The organism is Pseudomonas sp. SWRI22 (assembly GCF_014268395.2).
Classification (GTDB): domain Bacteria; phylum Pseudomonadota; class Gammaproteobacteria; order Pseudomonadales; family Pseudomonadaceae; genus Aquipseudomonas; species Aquipseudomonas paracarnis.
Map to the genome: position 1 here is coordinate 3,775,101 of NZ_JABWQK020000001.1, position 26,243 is coordinate 3,801,343.

The following is a 26,243-nucleotide window of genomic DNA, read 5'->3' on the forward strand; positions in this document are numbered from 1 at the left end:
GGTGTTTTCCTGGTTAGAGGTTCAAGGGTGTGTGGGGTGAATGGGTGCGTTTGAACGAGTAGCCCGAAGCACTCAGGCCGTTGACCTGGCGGCTGACGGTATCGCCCAGGCCGTAGCCGTTGCCGGCCAGCACCGCATGGGCGTTGTCGATGGGCAGCAGGATGTAGTCGGTCAACGGCTCGCCGTGCAATTGGCCGCGAATCACCAGGAAACCGTCCTCCTGGCGCACGCTGATGCCACTCAATGGCGCGTCGGGTTCATGGCTGCTGAGCACCTGGTAGGTGCCGACCGTGTTGGCCCACGCGGCGGACAAGGGCGGCGGCTCGATGCGCTCGCCGATGGCAATGCGTTGGCCGTGGCTGCGGGCGGTGAGCATTTGGCGGCCTTGTACCGTGAGCACATCCAACTGCACGCGGCCCAACTCGCCGAGGTCCTTGCGCCAGAAACCCAGTATCTTTTTCTGCGCCCGCAGCCAGCCTTGCTCATCACGCAATAGCTGGAAATCGTAGCCGGCCAGTTCACCGCTCAAGCGCGCATGCTCATCCCTGATGCGGAACACGCCCCAGGCGGTGGCGTAGAAGCCTGCCAGGCGCTTGCGATCCACCGCCGCCGGTACATGGCGCAGCTTGAGGCCGTGGCTGGGGGCCTGGCAGTCATCGGCGCATACGGGCTTGCCGGTCTGAGCCTGGAGCATCAGGCGCAGGCTGTCGGTGGTCAGCGACACCACCATGTCTTCGGCGTTGCTGTCGTTGGCCATGATGACCACGGCCAGTTGCTGATCCGGCAGCAGGGTCAACTGGGCCACGAAGTCGTCGCCGCCACCGCTGTGCTGGTAGGTGCGCACACCGGGGCCGATGGGCTCGTCACCACAGGGCGCCAAGAACCAGCCCAAGCCCATCTGGCAGTCGAAATCCAAGGCATTGCCGGTGTTTTGCTGGGTAAACATGGCGTCGATAGACGTGCTGCCGAGGATCTGGCTGCCCTTGTAGGTGCCCTTGGCAAACAGCATGCGTACGTAGCGGCTGAGGTCTTTGGGGCTGGTCCACAGGCCGCCGGCGGCGAGGTCACGCACCTGTGGGTCGGTGCTGGCCTTGCCATCCTCGTAGCCGTGGGCGCGATAGCTCATTTGCGCACCGGTGCCCAGGAAACTGGACTGGTTCATTCGCAAGGGTGTGAGCAGGCTGCTTTGTAACTGGGCTTCGAAGCTTTTGCCGCTGCTGCGCTCAATGGCGGCGCCCACCAAGGCATAGCCAAGGTTGGAATACGCCACCTGGGAGCCCGGCAGGCTGCTCAGCCACACACCCGACACACGCATCGGCATTTGCCCCATGGCATAGGTGCTGCGCAGGTCGCGCAGGTGCTCGCTGGGCAAGCCGGATTGATGGCTGAGCAAGCGCCGCAAGGTGATCGCTCGATCCGCCTCGGCCTGGTCGCTGTGAAAGCGGGAGCGTACGTAGAACTCACGCAGGGTCTTCTGGATCGGCGCATCCAGCGCCAGGTGTTGCTGCTCCACCAGTTGCAGCGCTGCCGTGGCGCTCAGCAGCTTGGAGATGCCACCTGCGCGAAACGCGGTATTGGGCGTGACCGGCACCCCCAGGTCTTTGTCAGCCAGGCCAAAGCCGCGGGCCCAGATCAGCTCCTGGCCATTGACCAGGGCAATCGACAATCCCGCCACATTGTCCCGCGCCATCTCCCGGGGAATGCGGGTTTGCAGGTAGCGGATGATTGCGCCGTAATCGCCTTTTTGAATCGGCGGCGGGACAGGCGGTTGCGAGTGGCAACCGATACTGCCCAACAGGCAACCCAAGAGCGGAATACCGCGCAATCTGCGAAACATCAAGAGCACCCGAATGATGATTTGGATGCTGGAATGCTAGGGCGGCGGGGGCCGAGAATCTTTGAGTGCTTTGTCGGGAAACTGTCAAAGACTGTTAACGGCCGCTTATAAAAACATCAGGATTTGCCCAGGGGTGCGGGCATCAACGTGGCGATCAGGGCGCGAATGGTCCCCGGCAGCGCTTCCAGCTCGCGTACCAGGATGCTGCGCTCGCGAATCGCCCAGGGCTCGTCCAGTTTTACCGTCACCAGCTGCATGGTGCGGCTGTGACGCAGGGCGGCGGACTCGGGAATGATACCGATGCCCACGCCGGCCTCGACCATCCGGCAGATCGCCTCGAAGCTCGAGACCTGGATACGCAGCGACAATTGCTTGCCCAGACGCTCGACGTGTTCGCGCAGGAAACTCAACAGCGTGCTGCCTTCATGCAGGCCGATATGCTGATACGCGAGGGTCTGCTCAAGGGTCACCGAAGGCTGGTCGGCCAACGGATGCCCGACGGGTACCATCAGCACCAGTTCGTCGGTGCTGAAATGCAACACTTGCAGGCCGGAGGCTTCCACGGGGCCGGCGATGATGCCCATGTCACTGGTGCCATCGAGCACCCCACGCACGATGTCCCGCGACAGGCGCTCCTGCAGGTCGACGGTGACGCCCGGGCGCTGTGACAGAAAGCCTGCCAAGACCTCCGGCAAAAACTCGGTGACCGCCGTGGTGTTGGCGAAGATACGGATATGCCCGGCCGAATCCACGCCGTATTGGGTGAACTCGCTTTTGAGGTAATCCACCTGGCGCATGATCAACCGCGCATGGTGTAACAGGCGCTCGCCTGCCGGGGTGATCTCCACGCCCCGGCTATCGCGGTACAACAGGCGCGTGTCGAGCTGACCTTCCAGGGCTTTGATCCGCGCACTGGCGGCAGCCGGCGACAGGAAGGCGCGCTTGGCACCCTGGGTGAGGCTGGGGGATTCGGCGATATGGATAAACAGGCGCAGGTCGGCGAGATCGAAGTGCATGCAAAACTCCAGGCTTGTGATCACTCGTGGCGAGGGAGCTTGCTCCCGCTGGACTGCGAAGCAGACCTGTTTTTTGGGGCCGCTTCGCGCCCCAACGGGAGCAAGCTCCCTCGCCACAAGAGGTACGCATAGGAATGGTGCGTTCAGCTTAACCGAACGCTGGTTTATTGAAATGCAAATTCTCAGAACGGGCAGGCCCTTGCATGATCCACGGCAGACACCCACTGCCTGAGGACCTGCACCCGATGAGCGCCACTGATTGGATCGGCCGAAGTGAGACCGCCCACGACCACCTGAGCCATAACCTGCTCAAGCGCATCGCCGCGACGTTAGGTGAAGAGGTGCCTGCCGACGGCGACGCTGTGCCTGCGTTGTGGCAATGGTGCTTTTTCCAGGACCCGCTGCCGGAGGTGGCGTTGGGCAGCGACGGCCATCCGGCACGCGGCGGGTTCCTGCCGCCGGCCGATAACCGCAATCGCATGTGGGCCGGTGGGCGTGTTGAATTTCTGCACCCACTGCGGGCTGGCGAGGCGGCTACGCGCGTGTCGACCATCACCCAGGTCGAAGAAAAGACCGGGCGCACCGGCTCACTGCTATTTGTCACCGTGCGCCATGACTACTCCCAGGAAGGGCGCCTGGCCATCCGCGAGGAACAGGACATCGTCTACCGCGAAACCACGCCACCCAAGCTTGGCAGCGGCGACGCGCTGGCCCGGGGCGAATGGACAGAGGCCGTCGAGCCGACGCCGACCCTGTTGTTCCGTTACAGCGCCGTCACGTTCAACGGCCACCGCATCCACTACGACTATCCCTATGTCACCGGCACCGAAGGCTATGCCGGCCTGGTGGTGCATGGCCCGCTGATCGCCACTTTGAACCTGCGTGCGTTCTGCCGGGCGCACCCTGAGGCGACCCTGCGCCGCTTTGCCTATCGCGGCGTGCGCCCACTGATTGCGCCACAGCCTTTTGAGGTGGGCGGGCGTATCACCGCAACCGGCGTCGCAGAACTCTGGGCGGGCAATACTGAAGGCCTGGCACAGACCGCCCAAGTGCATTTCGAATAACCCGATAACAACAGGCGGAGAGCCGTTAATGAATGCCCATGACAACGAAGAACTCAAGGCCATCCGCGAAGGCGTGCGCGCCTTGTGCGCCGAGTTCGATGCCGCTTACTGGCGCAAGATCGATGAAGAAAAAGGCTTCCCTGAAGCCTTCGTCAAGGCCCTGACCGACGCCGGTTGGCTGTCGGCCATGATCCCCGAGGAATACGGCGGTTCCGGCCTGGGCCTGGCCGAAGCCTCGGTGATCCTTGAGGAAGTCAACCGCTGCGGCGGCAACTCGGGCACCGTACACGGCCAGATGTACAACATGTTCACCCTGCTGCGTCACGGCAGCGAAGCGCAAAAACGCTTCTACTTGCCCAAGCTGGCCAGCGGTGAATTGCGCCTGCAGTCGATGGCCGTCACCGAACCCACTACCGGCACCGACACCACCAAGATCAAGACCACGGCGATCAAGCGCGGCGACAAGTACGTGATCAACGGCCAGAAAGTCTGGATCTCTCGGGTACAGCATTCCGACCTGATGATCCTGCTGGCACGCACCACGCCCTTGGCCGACGTAAAGAAAAAATCCGAAGGCATGTCAATCTTCCTGGTAGACCTGCGCCAGGCCATCGGCAACGGCCTGACCGTGCAGCCCATCGCCAATATGGTCAACCACGAGACCAACGAGCTGTTCTTCGACAACCTGGAGCTGCCCCTGGACAGCCTGATTGGCGAGGAAGGCAAGGGCTTCAAATACATCCTCGATGGCCTGAATGCCGAGCGCACGCTGATTGCCGCCGAGTGCATCGGTGACGGCCGCTGGTTCATCGAAAAGGCCAGCGCCTATGCCCGCGACCGTGTGGTGTTTGGCCGGCCAATCGGGCAGAACCAGGGCGTGCAGTTCCCGATTGCCGAGGCGCATATCGAGATCGAAGCGGCCGACCTGATGCGCTGGCGTGCCTGCGAGGAATACGACAGCGGCAAGAACGCCGGGGCCAGTGCCAACATGGCCAAGTACCTGGCGGCCAAGGCGTCCTGGGAAGCGGCCAACGCCTGCCTGCAAACCCACGGCGGCTTCGGCTTTGCCTGCGAGTACGACGTGGAGCGCAAATTCCGCGAGACCCGCCTGTACCAGGTGGCGCCGATCTCCACCAACCTGATCCTGTCCTACGTGGCCGAGCATTTGCTCGAATTGCCACGCAGCTTCTGAGGGCCTTGAGCATGCATCATACCCAAGCCCTGTGCCGGTTCCTGGCCGAGCTGACGTACTCACAATTGCCCGAGCCCGTGCTGGCGCGTACCGAAGAGCTGTACCTGGATTGGCTCGCGTCCGCCTTGGCCAGCCAAGGCGCGCACCCGATTCCCTTGTTTGAACGCTACGCGCAGAAGATGGGCCCGAGCAGCGGCCCGGCCCAGGTGATCGTCAACGGCACCGGCACCAGCGCGTATTTCGCCGCACTGGTCAACGCCGCCTCCTCACACCTGGTGGAGCAGGATGACCTGCACAACTGTTCCGTGCTGCACCCGGCCACCGTAGTGTTTCCCGCCGCGTTGGCGGCTGCCCAGGACCTCGGCAAGTCTGGCCGTGAACTCTTGCTGGCCTCGGTGGCCGGCTACGAGGCGGGAATTCGCATCGGTGAGTTCATGGGCCGCTCGCACTACCGCATCTTCCACACCACGGCCACGGTCGGCACCCTGGCGGCGGCAGTCGCGGTGGGCAAGTTGCTCGATTTCAACGAAGAACAATTCATCAGCCTGCTCGGCAGCGCCGGCACCCAGGCTGCCGGGCTGTGGGAGTTTCTGCGCGATGCCGCCGACTCCAAACAACTGCACACGGCCAAGGCGGCGGCGGACGGCTTGCTGGCGGCTTACCTTACGGCCGATGGGCTGACCGGCGCGCGCAATATCCTTGAAGGTGAGCAAGGTTTGGCGGCAGGTATGTCCAGTGATGCCCAGCCGGGAAAATTGTCTGCCGAGCTGGGCAGCCGTTGGGCGCTGGTGGAAACCTCATTCAAATTCCACGCCTCCTGTCGCCACACCCATCCTGCTGCCGACGCGCTGCTGGCCGTGATGCAGCGTGAAGGCTTGAGCGCTGCGCAGATCTCCCAGGTGCGAACCCACGTGCACCAAGGCGCCATTGACGTACTCGGCCGAGTGACGGTACCGGCCACCGTGCACCAGGCCAAATTTTCCATGGGCACCGTGCTTGGGCTGATCGCTGTGCATGGCAAAGCCGGGTTGCCTGAATTCCATGAGCTGGCGTTGACCGATCCTGCGGTCGCGGCGTTTCGCGACAAGGTCAGCATGACCCTGGACCCGGAAGTCGACAGCGCCTACCCGCAACGCTGGCTGGGCCGCGTCACGGTCACCACCACCGATGGCCGCACGCTGCGCGGTGCCATTGATGAACCCAAGGGCGACCCGGGCAACACCCTGAGTCGGGCCGAACTGGCGGATAAGTTCCAGCGCCTGGCCCACTTCAGCGGCGCCCGCACCCCGACCCAGGCCAGAGGCCTGATCGAGCAGGTGTGGAACCTGCGCACTACCGCGTCCATGGCCCATTGGCTTTGAGGGATTTGTCATGACTGAACAACGACCGCTGGACGGCATCACCGTCGTCAGCCTGGAACACGCGATTGCCGCGCCATTTTGCACGCGCCAGCTGGCCGACCTCGGTGCCCGGGTCATCAAGGTAGAGCGCCCCGGCACCGGCGACTTCGCCCGTGGCTATGACGAGCGGGTGCGTGGCCTGGCGTCGCATTTCGTCTGGACCAACCGCTCCAAGGAAAGCCTGACCCTCGACCTCAAGCAGGACGAGGCGGGCGCTATTCTGGATGCGCTTTTGGCCGATGCCGATGTGTTGGTGCAGAACCTTGCCCCCGGCGCGGCAGCGCGCATGGGCTTATCGTTCGAGGCGCTGCACGTGCGCTTTCCACGCCTGATCGTCTGCGATATTTCCGGCTACGGCGAAGGCGGGCCCTACGAGAAAAAGAAAGCCTACGACCTGCTGATCCAGAGCGAGGGCGGCTTTCTCTCGGTGACCGGTGGCCCAGGTGAAGAGCAGATGGCCAAGGCCGGTTGCTCCATCGCGGATATCTCCGCCGGGATGTACGCCTACAGCGGCATACTGTCGGCGCTGCTGCTGCGCGGCAAAACCGGCCAGGGCAGTCGCATCGATGTGAGCATGCTCGAAAGCCTGGTGGAGTGGATGGGCTACCCGATGTATTACGCCTTCGACGGCGCGCCGCCGCCACCGCGTGCGGGTGCCGCGCATTCGACGATTTACCCCTACGGGCCGTTTCCCACCGGGGGCGGCGGCACGGTGATGCTCGGCTTGCAGAACGAGCGCGAATGGGCGGCGTTCTGCGACAAAGTGCTGCTCACCCCGGCATTGGCTACGGACGAGCGCTTCAGCGCCAATTTCAAGCGCTCGGCCAACCGCGAGGTGCTGCGCCAGATCATTGTGGAGCGCTTTGCCCAACTGGACGTCGAGGCGGTGATCCAGCGCCTGGAGCATGCGCAAATTGCCAGTGCCCGGGTCAACGACATGCAAGGCGTGTGGGACCACCCGCAACTCAAGGCCCGCGACAGCTGGCGTGACGTCGACAGCCCGGCGGGGCCGTTGCCCTCGCTGCTGCCACCGGCCCGTAACGCCGCGTTTACCCCGCGCATGGACGGCGTTCCAGCGCTGGGGCAACACAGCCAAGGCATACTCGACCAGTTGGGTTACTCCGTTGAGGCCATTAACAGTCTGCGTGAGCGCGGCGTTATCTAATCAGGAATCACGTGATGCCAAAGCCTTTAGTACGTTCTGCGCTGTTTGTGCCGGGCAGCCGCCCGGAGCGGTTTGCCAAGGCCCTGGCCAGCGGCGCCGACGCAGTGATTGTGGATTTTGAAGACGCGGTGGAAGAGCCGCTCAAACGTCAGGCCCGGGATAATCTGGGCGCGTTCCTGCACGCCCATCCTGAGGCCCAGGTGTGGGTGCGCATCAACGCGCCGCAACATGCCGAGCATTTTGAGGACGTGGCGTTCTGCAAGGCCCATGCAAATGTCGCCGGGGTATTGCTGCCCAAGGTCGAAAGCGCGGCCCAGGTGGCTGTGGTGGCCGCGACCGGCAAGGCTATCTGGCCGATTATCGAAAGCGCACGCGGTTTGCTGGCACTGACGCAGATTGCCCAGGCGCCCCAGGTGGAGCGCCTGTCGTTCGGTGGCTTGGACCTGGCGCTGGACCTGAACCTGAGCAGTCACTCCCGTGCCGCCGAATTGGCCCTCGACCAGGCGCGCCTGGCGTTGATCGTGCATTCGCGCGCCGCGGGCCTGGCGGCGCCGCTGGACGGCGTGCACCCGGCCATCGACGACCCCGAAGGCCTGCACCGTTCGATCCGGCACGCCTATGAGATGGGTTTTGCCGGGGCGTTGTGCATTCATCCCAAGCAAGTGGCGGTGATCCATGCCGCGCTAGCGCCGAGCGCCCAAGAGCTGGCCTGGGCCAGGCGGGTGGTGGAGGCGGGCGTCCATGGGGCAGGGGCTTATCAGATTGATGGGCAGATGGTGGATGCGCCGGTGTTGCTGCGCGCGCAACGGCTGCTCACTGCCAGCTCTGACTGACGGAACCTGGAGCCAAATGTGGGAGCTGGCTTGCCTGCGATAGCGGCAGAACAGTCAATGTCTGTGTTGCCTGACACACCGCTATCGCAGGCAAGCCAGCTCACACACTGGACGCATTCGGCCAGGCCGAACGCAGGTATCTAAAATTCGAAATTCACGACACGCGTAACATCAGGCACCTTGCCTTAAACACAACAATAAGAAGGTGATTCCCATGCTCAAGCTTTCCCGGGCGCTGCTGTGCGCCGCCACCTTGTTTACCGCTGGCCTGGCCCAGGCGGCAGACCCGATTGTGATCAAGTTCGCCCACGTGGTTGCTGAAAACACCCCTAAAGGCCAAGGCGCGCTGCTGTTCAAAAAACTTGCTGAAGAGCGCCTGCCCGGCAAGGTCAAGGTCGAGGTGTACCCGAACTCGTCGCTGTTTGGCGATGGCAAGGAAATGGAAGCATTGCTGCTGGGTGATGTGCAGATGCTGGCGCCGTCCCTGGCCAAATTCGAGCACTACACCAAGCAAGTGCAGATCTACGACTTGCCGTTCCTGTTCAACGATCTGGCCGCCGTCGACCGTTTCCAGGCGGCCCAGGGCAAGCAACTGCTGACCTCGATGCAGGATAAAAACATCCTCGGCCTGGCCTATTGGCACAACGGCCTCAAACAACTCTCTGCCAATAAGGCCCTGCATGAACCCAAGGACGCCCGTGGCCTGAAGTTCCGCGTGCAAGCTTCCAGTGTGCTCGAAGAACAGTTCAAGGCGATCCGCGCCAACCCGCGCAAGATGAGCTTTGCCGAGGTTTACCAGGGCCTGCAGACCGGTACCGTGAATGGCACCGAGAACACTTGGTCGAACTATGAAAGCCAGAAGGTCAACGAAGTGCAGAAGTACTTCACCGAGTCCAACCATGGCCTGATCGACTACATGGTGATCACTAACGCGACATTCTGGAACGGCCTGGCGCCGGATGTGCGCAGCACCCTGGAGCAGATCATGGCCGAGGTCACCGTGGAGGTGAACAAGCAGGCCGAAGCGCTGAACCAGTCGGCCAAGCAGAAGATCATCGACGCCAAGACCAGCGAAATCATCGAACTGACCCCCGAGCAACGTGCGCTGTGGCGCGAAGCCATGCGCCCGGTGTGGCAGAAGTTCGAAAGCGAGATTGGGGCCGGCCTGATCAAGGCGGCGGACCAGTCCAACCAGTAATCCCCTGCGGGAGCGGGCTTGCCCGCGACTGATCGTTCCCACGCTCCGCGTGGTAATGCATCCCGTGACGCTCCGCGTCGCCTTACGCACGGCGTGATACAGGACGTGGAACGTCCGGGGCGGCATTACCACGCGGAGTGTGGGAACGATCTAGCAGGTTGACCTGGCTTTTTACCTATCTCTGCCTCGCGAGGTTTTGCCATGCAAACGCTAAGGCGCGTCTGGGAGCACCTGGAGGAAGGCTTTATTGCTTTCCTGCTGGCCGCCATGACCCTGGTGACGTTCGTCTACGTCATGCTCAACAACGTCTACACCCTGTTCTTTACCCTGGCCGACAAATGGGCCTGGAGCAGCCCCTTCTTCAATGCCCTGGGCGACGGCAGCATGACGTGGGCCCAAGAGATGACCTGGAGTGTGGCGCTGACCAAGGCCATGTTCGGCTGGTTGATTTTCTTCGGCATTTCCTACGGCGTGCGCACTGCTGGCCACCTGGGTGTGGACGCGCTGGTGCGGCTGACCCGGCGCCCGGTGCAGCGTCTGCTCGGCATGCTCGCCTGCCTGTGCTGCCTGGCCTATGCCGGGCTGTTCATGGTCGCCAGCTACAAGTGGGTAAGTGCGGTGATGACCGCGCATATCGGCGCCGAAGACCTCGACCAGTTCGGCATCGATGTCGGCGACATCGTGGTGATCGTGCCCATTGGCTTTGCGTTGGTATTGATCCGCTACCTGGAAATTTTCTACCGCATCTTTACCCACCGCCAGGTCGGGTTGGGGTTGGCTGACGAGGCCGGTGAGGCCAGCAAGTTGGCCGGCAGCCATGAGGAGCGTCACTGATGGCCGTGCTCTGTCTGTTTTTGCTGTTGTTCGTGTTCATGTTCCTGGGCGTGCCGATTGCGATTGCCCTGGGGCTGTCCGGTGCGGTGTCGATTTTGATGTTCAGCCAGGACTCGGTGAGTTCCCTGGCGATCAAGCTGTTTGAAACCAGCGATGCCTACACCTTCCTGGCGATTCCGTTTTTCCTGTTGTCCGGTGCCTTCATGACCACCGGCGGCGTGGCCCAGCGGCTGATCGACTTTGCCAACGCCTGTGTCGGGCATATCCGCGGTGGCCTGGCGATTGCGGCGGTGCTGGCGTGCATGCTGTTTGCAGCGCTGTCCGGGTCGTCACCGGCCACGGTGGCAGCAGTGGGTTCGATTGCCGTGGCGGGCATGGTGCGCTCCGGTTATCCGAAGGAATTTGGTGCTGGCATCATCTGCAATGCCGGGACCTTGGGCATTCTGATCCCGCCGTCGATTGTGATGGTGGTGTATTCGGCGGCGACCGAAACCTCGGTGGGCAAGTTGTTCATGGCCGGGGTGATTCCGGGCTTGCTGCTGGGCCTGATGTTGATGGTCGCGATCTACATCGTCGCCCGCATCAAGAAGCTGCCGGCGCAACCCCGGGCGACATTCTGTGAATGGCTGAGCTGTGCACGCCGAGCGTTCTGGGGCCTGTTGCTACTGGTGATCATCCTCGGCGGCATTTACAGCGGCATGTTCACCCCGACCGAAGCGGCGGCAGTGGCGGCCGTGTATTCAGCATTCGTCGCGCTGTTCGTCTACAAGGACATGAAGCTGCGCGACTGCCCCAAGGTGCTGCTGGAGTCGGGGCGCTTGTCGATCATGCTGATGTTCATCATCGCCAACGCCATGCTGTTTGCCCACGTGCTGACCACCGAACAGATCCCCCAGCAAATCACCGCGTGGGTAATCTCGGAAGGGCTGACGCCGATTGGCTTTTTGATCATGGTCAACGTGGTGCTGCTGATTGCCGGCAGCTTTATGGAGCCTTCGGCCATTGTGCTGATCCTGGCCCCGATCTTTTTTCCGATTGCGATGAAGCTGGGCATTGACCCGATTCACCTGGGGATTGTGATGGTGGTGAACATGGAAATCGGCCTGGTGCACCCGCCGGTGGGGCTGAACCTGTTCGTGACTTCGGCGGTGACCGGGCTGACATTGGGGCAGACTATTCGCGCGGCGATGCCGTGGCTGATGATTTTGCTGGTGTTCCTGATCATGGTGACTTACTTGCCGTTCATTTCCCTGGCGCTGCCGCAGTGGCTCGGAATGTAGGGGGGGAGGGGGCTTGCCCCGATGGCGATGAGTCAGACACTCCCTCATCGGGGCATAGGTATCTACACAACTCAGGGACGACGCAGGCCCTGTGGCGAGGGAGCTTGCTCCCGTGACTACCCAACGGCGGACGCTGATCTAACTGACGCGCCGCGATCCAAATGTGGGAGCTGGCTTGCCTGCGATGGCGGCCTTATTGGTCCATCGCACTCAAGATCGCGTGCGCTACTTTCACCCTTTCGGCATTCGGGTAGTTCCGGTTCGCCAGGATCACCACCCCCATGTCCTTGCTTGGCACGTACGCCACGTAAGCACCAAAGCCGCCAGTGGACCCGGTTTTGTTGTACAGCACGTTGGCCGGCTCGGCCTGGGCGGGTGTCAGCCAGTTGACCTTGTGCGGCTCCATCGCCATCGGTGTGGAGTTGCCGTCCAGTAACGCTTGCAGGCCGATGGGGTAGGGGTAGCGTTCCCAGCCCAGCCCCTGGGTCATGCCGTTGACGGTGTAGTAGCCGGCGTGAGTGGTGGCAATGGCCTGTTGCACCGGTTGTTCCAGGGGTTGCGGGTGCATGTTCGCGATCACGTAGCGGGCCAGGTCCTGGCTGCTGCTCTTGAGGCCGTAGGCTTCGAAGTCCAGGGCGCCAGGGTTGACGCGTACCGGTTTCTGCTGGCTGTCATAGCCCTGGGCGTATTGGCCAGCCTTGTCGGCGGGGACGCGGGTATAGGTATTGGTCAAGCCCAGCTTGGGCAGCAGGGTTTTTTCCATGGCGACGGTGAAAGGCTGGCCCAGGCTTTTTGCGGTCACGTAACCGAACAGGCCAATGCTAGGGTTGGAGTAAAGGCGTTGTTCCCCCGGCGCATAAGTGGGTTTCCAATGCTGGAAGTAATCCATCATGGTGGTTGCACTGTCGGCGGCATCCGGAAACTGCAGCGTCAGGCCGCCGGCGGTATAAGTGGCCAGTTGCAGCAGGCTGATGCGATCGAACGCGCTGCCAGCCAGGACGGGCAGATGTTGGCTGGTCATGTCCGACAGCTTGAGCTTGCCGATGGCCTGGGCATACCCGCCGAGGGTGGCGTTGAAGGTTTTGCTCACTGAGCCGATTTCGAACAGGGTGTTTTCGGTGACGGGTGCCTGGGTGTCTTTGGCGGCGACGCCGTAGTTAAAGTATTGCACCTTGCCGTGTTGGACGACCGCGACCGTCAGGCCCGGGATGCCTTGCTGTTTCATCAGAGGGGTGACGTGGCTGTCCACGACCTGGCGCATATCGGTGGCTGCCATGCAGCTGCCGGCGCCGAACAACAAGGCTGAAACCGCATATTTTTTCAGGGTGTGTTTCATGGTTCGCTTCCATGTAAATAAGGCAATGACGATCGGAACCTGCGCAGGCGTGGCAAATGTAGGTGGATTTCCGGGCGCCGGCAAACGATGATATCTCGCACCTGCCATTAGAAAAATTTGGGTCAAGCCATGTTGCGTTCCCACCTGCCGCTCAATGCGTTGCGCGCTTTCGAAGCGTCGGCGCGCCATTTGAGCTTTACCCGTGCGGCCATTGAGCTGTGCGTGACCCAGGCGGCGGTCAGTCATCAGGTCAAAAGTCTCGAAGCGCAACTCAACGTCACGCTGTTCAAGCGCCTGCCACGGGGCTTGATGCTCACCAGCGAAGGCGAATCCCTGCTGCCCGTGTTGCGTGACGCCTTCGACCGTATTGCCCTGACCTTGGATCAGTTTGAAGGCGGGCATTACCGTGAAGTCCTGACGGTGGGGGCGGTCGGTACCTTTGCGGTGGGCTGGTTGTTGCCACGCCTGGCGGATTTTCACAGCCGCTACCCGTTGATCGACTTGCGCTTGTCCACCCACAACAACCGCGTGGATGTCGCTGCCGAGGGCCTGGATTATGCCATCCGCTTTGGCGCCGGCGCGTGGCACGGCACCGACGCCTGCCCCTTGCTTGAGGCACCGCTGACGGTGTTGTGCGTGCCGCAGATTGCCGAACAACTGCACAGCCCGGCTGACGTACTGAAACACACCTTGCTGCGTTCCTACCGTGCCGATGAGTGGAACCTGTGGTTCCAGGCCGCCGGTTTGCCCAGCGATACACGGATGCCGCGCAGCGTGGTGTTCGACTCTTCGCTGGCGATGATGGAGGCCGCGCTGCAAGGGACTGGCGTAGCACTGGCGCCAGCCCTGATGTTTTCACGGCAATTGGAGAACGATGTGATCCGCCAGCCGTTCGAGGTGGGGATCACCACCGGCAGCTATTGGTTGACGCGCTTACAGTCGCGGGCTGAGACACCCGCGATGTTGGCGTTCAAAGGGTGGTTGCAGGCAAGTGTTGGATAACCTTTGGGGAGGCAGGTCCTCATTTATGTAGGAGCGAGCTTGCTCGCGAAAAACTCCCAGGCGCCGCGTCTATCCAGGACGCCCGCGTTATCGTTGTCGTTTTTCGCGAGCAAGCTCGCTCCTACACCAGGTATTGGCGGAACCATCCCAGGGTGCGTTCCCAGGCAAGGTTCGCCGCTGCTTCGTCATAGCGCGGTGTCGAATCATTATGAAAACCATGATTGGCGCCCTTGTAGATAAACGCCTCATACCTCGTCCCCGCGGCCTTCAATGCCTGCTCATACGCCGGCCAGCCTTCATTGATGCGTGTATCCAGCTCACCGAAATGCAACATGACCGGCGCCTTGATGCGCGGCACGTCCTTGGCGTCGGGTTGGCGCCCGTAGAACGACACTGCCGCGCCCAGTTCCGGGTAGGCCACCGCCGCTGCATTGGTCACGCCACCGCCGTAACAGAACCCGGTGATGCCGACTTTGCCCGTGCTGCTGTCGTGCTGCATCAGCCACTCGATGGCGGCGAAGAAGTCGTTCATCAGTTTGGTCGGGTCGACGGTCTGCTGCAGGGCCACGCCTTTTTCATCATTGCCGGGGTAGCCGCCCACCGAGGTCAGGCCGTCCGGGGCCAAGGCGATAAAGCCGGCCTTGGCCAGGCGTCGGGCGACGTCTTCGATATAGGGGTTCAGGCCCCGGTTTTCATGCACCACCACCACGGCGGGCAGCTTGCCTGCCGCCTTGGCTGGGCGCACCAGATAGCCGCGCACGGTGCCGTTGCCTTTGGGCGAGGGGTAGGTGATGTAGTCGGCGACGATATCCGGGTCGGTGAATTTCACCTGCTCGGCCAGGGCGTAATTGGGGCTCAGGGCCGCGAGCAATGCCGAAGCGGTGAGGCCACCGAGGGTGAACAGCGCGGCGCGGTCGAGAAATTCGCGGCGGTTGATCTTGCCGTGGGCATAGCCGTCGTAGAGTTCCAGCAGTTCGGGAGCAAAGTCTTTCGCGGTCAGACGAGTCATCGGTGCAGTCCTCGATTAGCGGTTGCCGTCACTGTAGACCAGGATCAAACCTCGCGGCCATGGGCGGCGGCGGCCAGTTGCCCGGTGTCGACGCGCACGAACACCGAGTCGCCGACGGCGGTGAGCACGCTGCCTGCATACACTTCGCAGACCACCCGGCTTTTGCGACCGATTTCGCCTTCGACCCGCGCCCGCAGGACCAGGGGCACACCCATGGGCGTGGGCTTGATGAATTTGATCCCCAGGTTACCGGTGACGCAGTCGATGCGCGGCAGGCTGCCGGGTTCACGCTGTTCGGCGCGGTAGTGGTAGGCCATGGCGGTCCAGTTGGAATGGCAGTCCACCAGCATGGCGATCAGGCCACCGTAGACCAGGTCTGGCCAGCCGCTGTATTTGGCCTCGGGTTGATGCTCGGCAATGACGTGTACGCCATCGTCATCCCAGCGGCTCTTGATGTGCAGGCCATGAGGGTTGCTGCTGCCGCAGCCGTAGCAGATGCCTTCCGGCGCCGTGGTGTCCTGGAGAGAAGCGCTGTGCATGCAGAGTCCTTGTTGTTGTTTGGGCGACGCTTCTATTTAGCAGGCCAGGGGTTAGCGAGCAAACTTCTTCGCCCCGGCCACGCAGCCGATCACCGCCACCGTCACCAGCACCATGCCCAGGCTGACCTGTTCATGCAGCAAACCCGCTGCCAGCGCCAGGCCGAAGAACGGTTGCAGCAACTGCAACTGGCCGACCGCGGCAATCCCGCCCTGGGCCAGGCCGCGGTACCAGAATACAAAGCCGATCAACATGCTGAACACCGCCACGTAGCCCAGGCTCAACCAGGCCGGCAAGCTGATACCGCTGAGGGTAGACGGCGCCAACAACAGGCTCAAGGGCGCCACCACCGGCAGCGACACCACCAGCGCCCAGCAGATCACCTGCCAGCCGCCCAGGCTGCGCGACAGCTTGGCGCCTTCGGCATACCCCAGGCCGCATGCCAGCACGGCCAACAGCATCAACACATCGCCCGCGGGTGCGGCGCTCAAGCCTTGGGCAACGGCATATCCCATCACCAACAGGCTGCCCAGGATCGAAAACAACCAGAACACCGGCCTCGGCCGTTCACCGCCGCGCAGCACACCGAACACCGCCGTAGCCAGTGGCAGCAGGCCGATAAAGACGATGGAGTGGGCCGAGGTCACGTACTGCAGGGCCAGGGCCGTCAGCAGTGGAAAGCCGATCACCACGCCAAGCGCGACGATAACCAGCGGTGCCCATTGCTGGCGCGTCGGGCGTTTTTCCTTGAATACCCTCAATAGGCACAACCCCAGTAGCGCCGCGAGAGTGGCGCGGATCATGGTCAGGAACACCGGATCGAATTCCATGACCGCCAGGCGCGTGGCTGGCAGCGAGCCGCTGAAAATCACCACACCGATAAAACCGTTGATCCAACCCTGGGTGCTGCTGTCCAGAGTGCCGAGAGGAGAAGTGCGTTCCATGGGGGACCTGTCCGAAAATGGCAGTTGCGTGCTGGGCATCCTAGGATTGAAGATTAAGACAATCAAAAAATTGTCATGGATACAGCCCTATGCCCCGTGCTCGCTACAAGACGCTGGTCGATACCTTCGCCGAGGCCATCCGCAGCGGCCAATTGCAGCCCGGCACGCGGTTGCCTACCCATCGGCAATTGGCCGCCGAGCATGGCCTGGCGCTGGTCACTGCCAGCCGGGTGTACAGCGAGCTGGAAGCCATGGGCCTGGTCAGTGGCGAGACCGGGCGCGGCACCTTTGTGCGTGAGATTGCCTTGCCACCAGGGCAGGGCAGTGGGCAGATGACGGTTGCGGCGGGTTTGCTTGACCTGAATTTCAACTATCCGTCATTGCCGGGTCAGGCCGAGCTGCTGCGCACGGCGTTGCGCCAACTCGCCCTGTCTGGCGACCTGGAGGCGTTGCTGCGTTACCAGCCCCATGCCGGACGTGTGCACGAACGCGCCGCCGTGGCCCGGCACTTGTTGAACCGAGGGTTGACGGTGCAAGCCGAGCAGGTGCTGGTGGTCAGCGGCGCCCAGCATGGCCTGGCGGTGAGCATGATGACCTTGCTCAAGCCTGGGGATGTGATCGCGGTGGATGCGCTGACCTATTCGGGGTTCAAGGTACTGGCCGAAACCCTGCACCTGGAACTGGTCGCCATCCCAGTCACAGCCAACGGCCCTGATCTTGACCACCTGCACAGCCTGTGTCGCCAGCGCCCGGTGCGAGCGGTGTACAGCATGCCGACCCTGCATAACCCGCTGGGCTGGGTGATGAGCCTGGCGCAGCGCGAGCGCTTGGTGGCAATCGCCCGGCAGCACAACCTGATGATCATCGAGGATGGCGCCTATGCGTTTCTCGCCGAAGAAGCGCCGCCGCCCTTGGCGACCCTCGCACCCGAGCGCACGGTGTACATCGGCGGGCTGTCCAAGAGTGTCGCCACCGGTTTACGCGTGGGCTTTATCGCTGCGCCTATGGCTTGGGTGAGCGGCTTGGAACGCACGATCATGGCCACTACCTGGAACGTGCCGGGGGTGATGAGCGCGATTGCGGTGGGCTGGCTCGAGGACGGCACGGTGGCGCAACTGGAGGCGCAAAAGCGTGCGGATGCCCAGGCTCGTCAAGCGTTGGCAGCACAGGTGCTGAGGGGCGTGAAGACCATCAGTCACCCGTCCTCCTACTTTCTGTGGCTACCGTTGGCGGAAGACGCCCGCGCCGATCAGGTCGCCATGACCTTGCAGCGCGCGGGCATCTCGGTTTCAACCGCCGAACCGTTCGCGGTCTCGGCCCAGGTGCCCCACGCGCTGCGCCTGGCCCTGGGTTCGGTGCCCATGGCGGCGTTGCGTGAGGCGCTGGTGAAGGTGCGCAAGGTGGTGGCGTGGTGAGCGATCTTCAGTACTTGTAAGCCTGGCGACCAATCAGCAGCCATTTGCCATGCTGTTTTTGCCAGACCTGGAAGTTGTCGATATCGGTTGGTGTGTCCACACCGCTGTTCACTGCCAAGGCGTGGAAGTGGTTGCGCACCAGAGCGGTATCGCCGTTGAGGGTGATGGTCTGGTTTTGCATCTCCAGGGTTTTGAATGCGCTGGTATGGGTTTCCAGGTCGGCAATGAATTGCGCCTTGTTTTGCACCTTGCCGCTGGAATGGCCGTAGGTGAGCTTGTCGGACGTCAGTGCATGAAGCTGCTTGAGGTCCAGATGCAGCATGGCTTGGGTCAATTGATCGACTGCCTGGGCTACATCCTTCTCGGCGGCGCCGGGCGCGGCGGCGACGTAGCCGGAGAAGAGGCAAAGAAATCCGATCAGCACTTTGAAGTTGGACATGGGTGTTTCCTTATTGTTGTTAAGAAATACGACGAGGTATGTCGTCGTACAACCATGCAATATTCTCAAGGGGGAAGGAAAGTGAAATTTTGCAGAAGCTTGAGGTGAGTAGGCGCTAGAGTGTTCATCACCATCCGCGCAGCCGAGGTACATCATGGATTTTGACTGGCACAGCGACGTCATCACCCGCGCTACACCCCTCACCCCTAGCTATAAAAACACCCAGAACGTGCGCCGCTTTATGCTTGAGCAGTGTGGCCCGGCGTTCAAGTTCAACCGTCCATTCATGGCGTGGATTCGTAACGGCACACCCAAGACTTTGGGGGATGTGGTGGAGGAGTGGCAGCGTCGCAACGAGGTGCTTCGGTCCTCGCACCACGGTGTTTGAACTGAAATATGAACAAAAAGTGTGGGAGCGGGCTTGCTGTGGCGAGGGAGCTTGCTCCCGCTCGACAGCGCAGCTGGAGCCGGCTTTTTTGGGGCGCTACGCACCCCAGCGCAAGCAAGCTTGCTCGCCACAGCAAGCCCGCATTTGAATGAGGAGCCCAGCTAGATAGCCGCCAGCGGTGGCGTACGCGGCGGGATTATCCGTTTGCTGCCGGTGGCTTCGAACGCCGAGGCAAAGCGCAACAGCGCCGAATCGTCATAGGCACGCCCGGCGAAGGTGAGCCCCACCGGCATGCCAATGTCCGCCATCACGCCCATCGGCACGGTGACGGTGGGCACGCCCAGGTGGCGGATGGCGAGGTTGCCGTTGGCCACCCACACGCCGTTGCTCCAGGCAATGTCGGCAGACGCTTCGTTCACATCGGCATCCGCCGGGCCTACGTCGGCCACGGTGGGGAACAGCACGGCGTCCAGCCCGAGGGTATCCATCCAGTCTTCCAGGTCCAGGCGCCGGGTTTGCTCCAAGCCGCGCAGGCCGTCGGGCACGGTGCTGATCTGGTCCCATGGCGTGATGCCGCGTTGGGCCATGCGCACGTATTCGTCCATGCCGGCGGCCAGGTCGTCTTCACGGTTGGGCAGGGTGCCGGGGTCGTGGGGGAAGATGCTCGGCCCGTCCACATCGGCCAGGCGGTTCAGGTGCGGGTCGCCGTTGGCGCGCAGGAAGTCATCGAAGGCCCATGCAGACAGTTCCCACAGTTCGTCGTGGAGGAACTCTTTAGAGACCAGGCCACGGGTAAACACCGTCGGCGCGCCGGGGCGGTCGCCTTCGCAGTTGGACACCAGCGGGAAATCCACTTCGATCACTTCGGCACCCGCCGCTTCCAATGCCTGGCGCGCGGCTTGCCACAGTTCGATCACCGTGGCGCGGGTGTGGATCTTTTGTCCGGTCGGGCCGCCGATACCCGGTTTTTCGCTGGTGCCAGCATCCGGGTCGGCGTTGATGTACATGCGCGGCACGCCAAAGCGCTTGCCAGCCAGGTTTTCGCTGTCGACTGCCAGCGCCGCGTAGGACACCGGGCGCACCGAGGTGACGCTGGGGATCGGCACCCAGGGTTGCAGGCGCCACAGGTCACCACGTGTGTCCGGGTCTTCGGCCACCACGACGTCGAGCACTTCCAGCAGGTCTGCCATGGTGCGCGCATAGGGCACCACCACGTCCATGGTCGGGGTCAGCGGCCAGTTGCCGCGCACCGAAATCACGCCACGGGACGGCGTGTAGGCACACAAGCCATTATTGGAGGCCGGGCCGCGACCGCTGGACCAGGTTTCTTCAGCCAGCCCGAACGCGGCAAAGCTGGCTGCGGTGGCGGTACCGGCGCCGTTGGAGGAGCCCGACGCAAACGGCGCGGTGAGGTAGTCGGCGTTGTAGGGGCTTTCGGCGCGACCGTACACGCCACGCTGCATACCGCCATTGGCCATCGGCGGCATGTTGGTCTTGCCCAGGCAGATAGCGCCACCGGCACGCAGACGTTCAATGGTGAAGGCATCGCGCTGGGCCACCAGCTTGGCAAACGCCGGGCTGCCGGATGCAGCCGTCAAGCCCTTGACCAGGTAACTATCCTTGGCGGTGTAAGGAATGCCATCCAGCGGCCCCAGGGTTTGCCCCTTGGCGCGGCGTTCATCAGACGCCTGGGCTTCTTTGAGCGCATCGGGGTTGCGTACCACCACGGCGCTCAATGCAGTGGCCGTCTGCGGGCCATCGTAGGCATCGATCCGCGCCAGGTACGCCTGCACCAGTTCAACCGCCGTGGTCTGGCCGGCTTCAAGCGCAGCGCGCAATTGGGCAATGGAGACTTCAGTAACTTGCATCACGTTTTTTTCGCCGCCTTCAAGTGGGGGTATGGCGGCAGTCTACGTACAGATATTTCACAAAACCAGCGCGGCATACTTCGTGTAGGCGGCGGGAACGACATCCCCGCGCAAGGCGTCAGCAACATTGCGAGTGGCCGCCCTTTATCGCTAAGGTGGCCGCGTTGATTAACGTTGCACTTCAAGGAAGAGACCATGCACAGACCTTATATCGCCCTGGCTGCCTTGCTCGGGTTTACCCTCTATACGGTGGCGACCATGCTCACGGCCGAGCAGTCACTGCTGGCATTTGGATGGGAACTGATGTCCCGGCCCGATACGGCGCAGGTGGTGATTGACCTGTATCTGATGGCGGTGCTGGCGTGTGTGTGGATGTACCGGGATGCGCGTAGGCGAGGGCGGTCGATGGTCTCAGTGCTGCCGTATTTTACTGACGGCAGTGTTTGTGTCGGTAGGGCCTTTGCTCTATATCGTGGTTAATGGATTTTCTCGCCGGGCCATGAAGTGAGGCTTGTTGCTCCCGTGACGACCTGCCAGCGACGCTGATCTGACTGACACACGACGATCCAAAGTGGGAGCTGGCTTGACTGCGATGGCGGCCTGACAGTTGACGCTTCTATACCTGAAGCACCGCGATCCCACTGTGGGAGCTGGCTTGCTCGCGAAGGCGGCCTGGCAGTCAACACAGTTGGATTGTGGACATATCCATAGCAGATCAAGAGCGGCTCGCTTCGCATCGTGGTTACCGTTGAGCGCTACGGAATTGTGTCGATACCTATGGTCATCGCAGGCAAGCCACCCACATCTGGATCGTGGGGGTGTCAGGTAGATAGGCTTCGGCTAGCAGGCCGCCATCGCAGGCAAGCCAGCTCCCCCATTTGGATCTAGTGGTGTCAGATAAATATGCATCGGCTGGCAGGCCGTCACGGGAGCAAGCTCCCTCGCCACAGGTCCCGCGTCGCCCCAAAGTTGTAGATAACTACGGCTATGGGGCGACGCAACCGATCAAACGCCTTTGGTCGACGGCAACAGTACCGTGAGGATGCCCACCAGCGGCAGGAACGAGCACAGCTTGTACACGTATTCGATGCCGTGATGGTCAGCGAGCATCCCGAGCAGCGCCGCGCCGATCCCGCTGAAGCCGAACATCAGGCCGAAGAATATCCCGGCGATCATGCCCACATTGCCCGGCACCAATTCCTGGGCAAACACCACGATGGCCGAGAACGCCGAGGCGATGATAAAGCCGATGACCACGCTGAGTACGGCGGTCCAGAACAGGTCGACGTAGGGCAGGGCCAGGGTGAACGGTGCGGCGCCGAGGATCGAGAACCAGATGACTTTCTTGCGGCCGATCTTGTCGCCGATCGGGCCGCCGGCGAAGGTGCCCACGGCCACTGCGCCGAGGAACAGGAACAGGTACATCTGCGAGCTGGCTACCGACAGCTGGAATTTCTCGATCAGGTAGAACGTGAAGTAACTGGTGAGGCTGGTCATGTACCAGTATTTGGAGAACACCAGCACAGCCAGTACCACCAGGGCGAATGTCACGCGGCCTTTGGACAAACCGTGGGTCGCCTGGCTGCCTTGCTTGAGCTTGAACAGGTTGAGGTGGTGGCGGTACCAGCGGCTCAAACCGTACAGCACCAGGATGGCGAACACCGCAAACAGGCCGAACCAGGCAATGTGGCTTTGGCCGTAGGGAATGATGATCGCCGCCGCCAGCAACGGGCCGAAAGCGCTGCCGGTGTTGCCGCCGACCTGGAAGGTCGATTGCGCCAAGCCGTAGCGCCCACCGGAAGCCAGGCGTGCGACGCGGGAGGTTTCCGGGTGGAAGGTCGATGAGCCCACACCCACCAGCGCCGCCGCGAGCAATATCGCCGGGAAGTTGCCGACAAAGGCCAGCATCAGGATGCCGATCAAGGTGCACACCATGCCCGCTGGTAATAACCAGGGTTTGGGGTGGCGGTCGGTGTGGTAGCCGATCCACGGTTGCAGCAGCGAGGCGGTCAACTGGAAGGTCAGGGTGATCAGGCCGACCTGGGTGAAGCTCAGGCCGTAGTTGGCCTTGAGCATCGGGTAGATCGATGGCAGCACAGCCTGGATCAAGTCATTGATCAGGTGCGCCAGGGCACAGGCGCCCAGGACGCGCATGACTAAGGGGCTTACTTGCGGGCTGGTCGAAGGTGCGGCGGGTGACGCTGTGACTGTGGACATGCGGGCATTCCGTACAAGGCAGCTGACAGGCGTGGAGGCGGGCGGCGGTGATGTGAACCGCCACTCCATCTGGACTCGGCGTTTATGCTAGATTCGGCGCCAATGCCTGTCTCGCGCAATTCGGGCAGAAACCATCGCAAAAAGGGCGAAATGATCAAATCACTGGATAAATTTCTGCGAGAGATCGATGAGGGCGACTGGGCCGTCATCAGTTCGGCCACCGATTACCCCGAAAACTGGGTGATCCCCGAACACAGCCACAACAAGCACCAACTGCTGTACGCCATTGGCGGTGTGATGGTGGTGTACTCGGCCCTGAGGCAATGGACGGTGCCGCCCAATCGTGGCTTCTGGATGCCTTGCGGTCAAGTTCACTCACTGCGTTGCGTGGGTACGCTGAAGATGCGCAGCGTGTTCGTGCGCCCGGACAGCTTCCCCAACCTGCCGGCCGAGCCCAAGACGGTGACCGTTTCGCCGCTGCTGAGTGAACTGATCAAGGCCTCGGTGAGCTTGAAACCGCCGTATGCCGAGGATTCACGCGACGCGCGGATCATGCACCTGATTCTTGACGAACTGGCCATTCTCCCGGCCTTGCCGCTGTCGCTGCCCCAGCCTGCCGACCCGCGCCTGAGCCCGATCTGCCTGGCGTTGCAGGATGAACCGAGTGATGCCTCCACCGTGGCCGACTGGAGTGCGCGGTTGGGATTGGACCAGACCACCATCCAGCGCCTGTTCCGCAAGGAAACCGGCATGACCTTCGGCCAATGGCGCCAGCAGGCGCGGTTGCTGCTGGCGCTGGAGCGCATTGCGGTGGGGGAGAAGATCATCGATGTGGCGTTTGAATTGGGCTACGAAAGCCCCAGCGCTTTTACCAGCATGTTCAAGAAACAGTTTGGTAAAACGCCGAGTCATTTTTTCAAGTAGTGCCGCTTGCCATGGATGCGTGAGCAGGGCGCCGGGATGCCAGGTAAGCCAGCAGCGTGGCGACTACCAGCAAGGCGGCGCTCAACTCGAAGGTGGCCCGGTAGCCGCTCAAGTCGAATGCCACGCCACCGACGGTGGCACCGGCGGCAATCGCCAACTGGATGATGGCGACCATCAACCCCCCGCCGGCCTCAGCGTCGTCGGGCAAGGTGCGTGCCAGCCATGTCCACCAGCCAACCGGAGCAGCTGTCGCTACCAGGCCCCAGCAGCCCAACAGCAGGGTGGTGACAATCGCTGAACCGCCGAACCCCACCAGCGCAAGGGCAATGCCGGCCATGATCAACGGAATGGCAATCAGCGTCGGGTACAGGTGACGCTTGAGCAAATGCTCAATCAACACCGTACCCGCCAGGCCGGCCAGGCCGAGCACCAGCAGCATCAGCGACAGGGTGGACACCTCCACCCGGGTCACGCCTTCCAGGAATGGCCGCAAGTAAGTGAACAGCATGAACTGGCCCATGAAGAACAGGCTGACGGCGCACATGCCCAAGGCCACCTTGGAGTTTTTCAGCAGGCGCAGCGCATTGCCGGTGGCCGCCGTGCCGCTGTGCTTGAGCGCCGGCAAGCTCAGCCACAGCCAGGCCAGCGCAATCACGGCCACTGGCACCACGCAAAAGAATGCGCCGCGCCAGCCAATCAGGCCGCCAAGAAAGCTGCCCAGCGGCGCCGCGATCACCGTCGCCAGGGCGTTGCCACCGTTGACGATGGCCAAGGCCCGTGGCACTTGGGCGGGCTCGACCAGGCGCATTGCCGTGGCCGCCGACAGTGACCAGAAGCCGCCAATCGCCACTCCAATCAACGCGCGCCCGAGCATGAACACCGCGTAATTCGGTGCGAACGCCACCACGCTGCCAGAGACGATCATCAGCAGGGTCAGGGCCATCAGCAGGCGCTTGCGATCCATCCGCGCGGCAACCGCCGCGATCACCAGGCTGGTGAGCAAGGCGAACACCCCGGACACGGAAATGCCCTGGCCGGCCTGGCCTTCAGTGATGTGCAAGTCAGCGGCCAGCGGTGTCAGCAGGCTGACCGGCATGAACTCGGAGGCGACCAAGGCAAACGCCGCGAGCGACATCGCCAGCACCGCGCCCCAGCGTTGCGGTTGAGGGGTAACGGAACTCACTGCAAGTGGCTCTGGAAGAAGGTGGTGAGCGTGTCAAACGGGATCAGTTCGACGCGGTCGTACAGGTCTACATGGCCGGCGTTGGGGATGATCAGCAATTGCTTGGGCTCGGCGGCGCGTTGATAGGCGTCTTCACTGAATTCACGGGAGTGCGCGTTGGCCCCGGTAATCAGCAGCAGTGGGCGCGGCGAGATCGTCTCGATATCGTTGAAGGGGTAGAAGTTCATGAACTTGACGTTACTGGTCAGCGTCGGCCGGGTGGTGGTCTGCGATGAGGCGCCTGCCGGGGTGACTTCGCCGCGGGGGGTGCGGTAGAAGTCGTAGAACTCGTCGCCGACCGGATCGCCCGTGAGGCTCTGCGGCGTGCCACCGGTGTAGAGGGTCTCGCCGCCCTGGAACTCTACATAGCGCTGGTTGGCGGCCTGGCGCAGGATCTGCTGGCGCTGTTGCAAGGTCATGCCGTGCTTGAGGCCATTGCGGTTGGCCGCGCCCATGTCGTACATGCTGACGGTGGCGATTGCCTTGAGACGCGGATCGATCTTCGCAGCACTGATCACAAAACTGCCGCTGCCACAAATGCCGATGGCACCGATGCGTTCCCGGTCGACCTGTGGGCGAGTGCCGAGAAAGTCCACGGCGGCGCTGAAGTCTTCCACGTAGAGGTCGGGCAACACCGCGTTGCGTGGTGTGCCAGCGCTTTGGCCCCAGAACGACAGGTCCAGGGACAGGGTCACGAAGCCCTGTTCAGCCATTTTGGTGGCGTAGAGGTTGGCGCTTTGCTCTTTGACGGCGCCCATCGGGTGGCCGACGACCAGGGCTGCGTGCTTTGAGCCTGGGGCAAGGTGCCTGGGCATGAACAGCGTGCCTGCGACCTGCATGCCGTATTGATTGTTGAAGGTGACAGGCTCGGCCGTCACTGTGTCGCTGCTGTAGAAGTTATCCGCACCGTTAGACATATCGGCTCCAAATGAAGAAAGAGAAGTCACCAGCAAACCCAGGGCGAGCAAGAGGCGTTTCATAGGGGTGTTCCTCGTGAAGTGTCAGCACATTTTCCGGGTGACGGCAGGGCTTCTGTAGTGCATTTGAGTGGATTACTTGCCTGATCCTCTGAGTTTCAGTGCCAGGTGACGACGCCCGTGGCTTGCGCGAGTAAAGTGCAATG

General features: G+C 62.3%; 23 protein-coding genes and 1 pseudogene. 13 read left to right on the plus strand and 11 right to left on the minus strand.

Translation table 11 applies throughout. The annotated features are described in order from the left end of the window. Positions 1-13: 13 nt before the first annotated feature. Both HU730_RS16465 and HU730_RS16470 read right to left on the minus strand, forming a co-directional pair. On the minus strand, positions 14-1,837 hold the full coding sequence (locus HU730_RS16465) for a serine hydrolase domain-containing protein (protein ID WP_034126003.1): 1,824 nt from the start codon (positions 1,835-1,837) through the stop codon (positions 14-16). 116 nt (positions 1,838-1,953) lie between these two features. Continuing rightward, positions 1,954-2,853 (minus strand): LysR family transcriptional regulator, encoded by a 900-nt coding sequence (locus HU730_RS16470; RefSeq protein ID WP_034126002.1) that lies wholly within the window; start codon positions 2,851-2,853, stop codon positions 1,954-1,956. Between the two features lie 245 nt (positions 2,854-3,098). On the opposite strand from HU730_RS16470, the gene HU730_RS16475 reads away from it, so the two are divergent. From HU730_RS16475 to dctM, 8 genes are all read left to right on the plus strand, one after another. After that, the gene (locus tag HU730_RS16475) at positions 3,099-3,917 is read left to right on the plus strand and encodes a MaoC family dehydratase N-terminal domain-containing protein (RefSeq protein ID WP_034126370.1); all 819 of its coding nucleotides are present in this window, start codon (positions 3,099-3,101) and stop codon (positions 3,915-3,917) included. A 28-nt stretch (positions 3,918-3,945) separates the two neighbouring features. After that, complete coding sequence (locus HU730_RS16480) at positions 3,946-5,109, plus strand: acyl-CoA dehydrogenase family protein (protein WP_034126001.1); 1,164 nt, start codon at positions 3,946-3,948, stop codon at positions 5,107-5,109. A gap of 11 nt (positions 5,110-5,120) precedes the next feature. Beyond that, positions 5,121-6,470, plus strand: coding sequence for an MmgE/PrpD family protein (locus tag HU730_RS16485; protein ID WP_034126000.1), 1,350 nt, complete (start codon positions 5,121-5,123; stop codon positions 6,468-6,470). A 10-nt stretch (positions 6,471-6,480) separates the two neighbouring features. Continuing rightward, entirely contained in the window at positions 6,481-7,674 is a 1,194-nt protein-coding gene (locus tag HU730_RS16490; protein WP_034125999.1) for a CaiB/BaiF CoA-transferase family protein, read from the plus strand. Positions 7,675-7,688: 14 nt separating this feature from the next. Then, the gene (locus tag HU730_RS16495) at positions 7,689-8,507 is read left to right on the plus strand and encodes a CoA ester lyase (RefSeq protein ID WP_186527559.1); all 819 of its coding nucleotides are present in this window, start codon (positions 7,689-7,691) and stop codon (positions 8,505-8,507) included. A 214-nt stretch (positions 8,508-8,721) separates the two neighbouring features. After that, positions 8,722-9,705: a TRAP transporter substrate-binding protein gene (locus HU730_RS16500; protein ID WP_089041811.1), complete on the plus strand. Its 984-nt coding sequence runs from the start codon at positions 8,722-8,724 to the stop codon at positions 9,703-9,705. A gap of 201 nt (positions 9,706-9,906) precedes the next feature. Beyond that, entirely contained in the window at positions 9,907-10,539 is a 633-nt protein-coding gene (locus HU730_RS16505; RefSeq protein ID WP_034125996.1) for a TRAP transporter small permease, read from the plus strand. Next, positions 10,539-11,819 carry a C4-dicarboxylate TRAP transporter large permease protein DctM gene (dctM, locus tag HU730_RS16510; protein ID WP_186527558.1) on the plus strand — a complete coding sequence of 427 codons (1,281 nt, stop codon included), beginning with the start codon at positions 10,539-10,541 and terminating at the stop codon, positions 11,817-11,819. The genes HU730_RS16505 and dctM overlap by 1 nt, the downstream gene beginning before the upstream one ends. 193 nt (positions 11,820-12,012) lie before the next feature. Here the strand turns inward: dctM and ampC are convergent, their stop codons facing one another. After that, on the minus strand, positions 12,013-13,155 hold the full coding sequence (ampC, locus tag HU730_RS16515; protein ID WP_186527557.1) for a class C beta-lactamase: 1,143 nt from the start codon (positions 13,153-13,155) through the stop codon (positions 12,013-12,015). 129 nt (positions 13,156-13,284) lie between these two features. Here ampC and HU730_RS16520 point away from each other — a divergent pair, with 129 nt between their 5' ends. Next, positions 13,285-14,157 (plus strand): LysR family transcriptional regulator, encoded by an 873-nt coding sequence (locus HU730_RS16520; protein ID WP_089041808.1) that lies wholly within the window; start codon positions 13,285-13,287, stop codon positions 14,155-14,157. Between the two features lie 121 nt (positions 14,158-14,278). On the opposite strand, the gene yghX is transcribed toward HU730_RS16520, so the two are convergent. From yghX to HU730_RS16535, 3 genes are read right to left on the minus strand one after another with little or no spacing between them, the layout of a single operon-like run. Beyond that, complete coding sequence (yghX, locus tag HU730_RS16525; protein WP_186527556.1) at positions 14,279-15,166, minus strand: YghX family hydrolase; 888 nt, start codon at positions 15,164-15,166, stop codon at positions 14,279-14,281. Positions 15,167-15,210: 44 nt separating this feature from the next. Further along, entirely contained in the window at positions 15,211-15,705 is a 495-nt protein-coding gene (locus tag HU730_RS16530) for a hypothetical protein (protein ID WP_054897340.1), read from the minus strand. A gap of 51 nt (positions 15,706-15,756) precedes the next feature. Continuing rightward, the gene (locus HU730_RS16535; RefSeq protein WP_186527555.1) at positions 15,757-16,647 is read right to left on the minus strand and encodes a DMT family transporter; all 891 of its coding nucleotides are present in this window, start codon (positions 16,645-16,647) and stop codon (positions 15,757-15,759) included. Between the two features lie 89 nt (positions 16,648-16,736). Here HU730_RS16535 and HU730_RS16540 point away from each other — a divergent pair, with 89 nt between their 5' ends. After that, the gene (locus tag HU730_RS16540; RefSeq protein WP_186527554.1) at positions 16,737-18,062 is read left to right on the plus strand and encodes a PLP-dependent aminotransferase family protein; all 1,326 of its coding nucleotides are present in this window, start codon (positions 16,737-16,739) and stop codon (positions 18,060-18,062) included. A 7-nt stretch (positions 18,063-18,069) separates the two neighbouring features. Here HU730_RS16540 and HU730_RS16545 read toward each other — a convergent pair whose 3' ends face one another. Next, positions 18,070-18,501, minus strand: a complete 432-nt coding sequence (locus tag HU730_RS16545) for a nuclear transport factor 2 family protein (protein ID WP_186527553.1) — start codon at positions 18,499-18,501, stop codon at positions 18,070-18,072. Positions 18,502-18,655: 154 nt separating this feature from the next. Between HU730_RS16545 and HU730_RS16550 the strand changes: the two genes are divergently transcribed. Continuing rightward, positions 18,656-18,889 carry a DUF6434 domain-containing protein gene (locus tag HU730_RS16550; protein ID WP_060764241.1) on the plus strand — a complete coding sequence of 78 codons (234 nt, stop codon included), beginning with the start codon at positions 18,656-18,658 and terminating at the stop codon, positions 18,887-18,889. 161 nt (positions 18,890-19,050) lie between these two features. Here HU730_RS16550 and HU730_RS16555 read toward each other — a convergent pair whose 3' ends face one another. Then, complete coding sequence (locus HU730_RS16555) at positions 19,051-20,760, minus strand: amidase (RefSeq protein WP_186527552.1); 1,710 nt, start codon at positions 20,758-20,760, stop codon at positions 19,051-19,053. 192 nt (positions 20,761-20,952) lie between these two features. Here HU730_RS16555 and HU730_RS16560 point away from each other — a divergent pair. Next, positions 20,953-21,265, plus strand: a pseudogene (locus HU730_RS16560) (DUF2834 domain-containing protein). Between the two features lie 497 nt (positions 21,266-21,762). Here the strand turns inward: HU730_RS16560 and HU730_RS16565 are convergent. Continuing rightward, a complete protein-coding gene (locus HU730_RS16565; RefSeq protein WP_003190861.1) occupies positions 21,763-22,974 on the minus strand; it encodes an MFS transporter in 1,212 nt (403 codons plus the stop codon). Between the two features lie 102 nt (positions 22,975-23,076). Here HU730_RS16565 and HU730_RS16570 point away from each other — a divergent pair, with 102 nt between their 5' ends. Beyond that, positions 23,077-23,898 carry a helix-turn-helix transcriptional regulator gene (locus HU730_RS16570; protein WP_014718649.1) on the plus strand — a complete coding sequence of 274 codons (822 nt, stop codon included), beginning with the start codon at positions 23,077-23,079 and terminating at the stop codon, positions 23,896-23,898. Here the strand turns inward: HU730_RS16570 and HU730_RS16575 are convergent. Continuing rightward, the gene (locus HU730_RS16575; RefSeq protein WP_096142888.1) at positions 23,891-25,081 is read right to left on the minus strand and encodes an MFS transporter; all 1,191 of its coding nucleotides are present in this window, start codon (positions 25,079-25,081) and stop codon (positions 23,891-23,893) included. The two genes, HU730_RS16570 and HU730_RS16575, sit on opposite strands and share 8 nt — an antisense overlap. Beyond that, the gene (locus HU730_RS16580; RefSeq protein ID WP_034127597.1) at positions 25,078-26,100 is read right to left on the minus strand and encodes an alpha/beta hydrolase; all 1,023 of its coding nucleotides are present in this window, start codon (positions 26,098-26,100) and stop codon (positions 25,078-25,080) included. Before HU730_RS16580 ends, HU730_RS16575 begins: the two co-directional genes overlap by 4 nt. Positions 26,101-26,243: the final 143 nt, after the last annotated feature.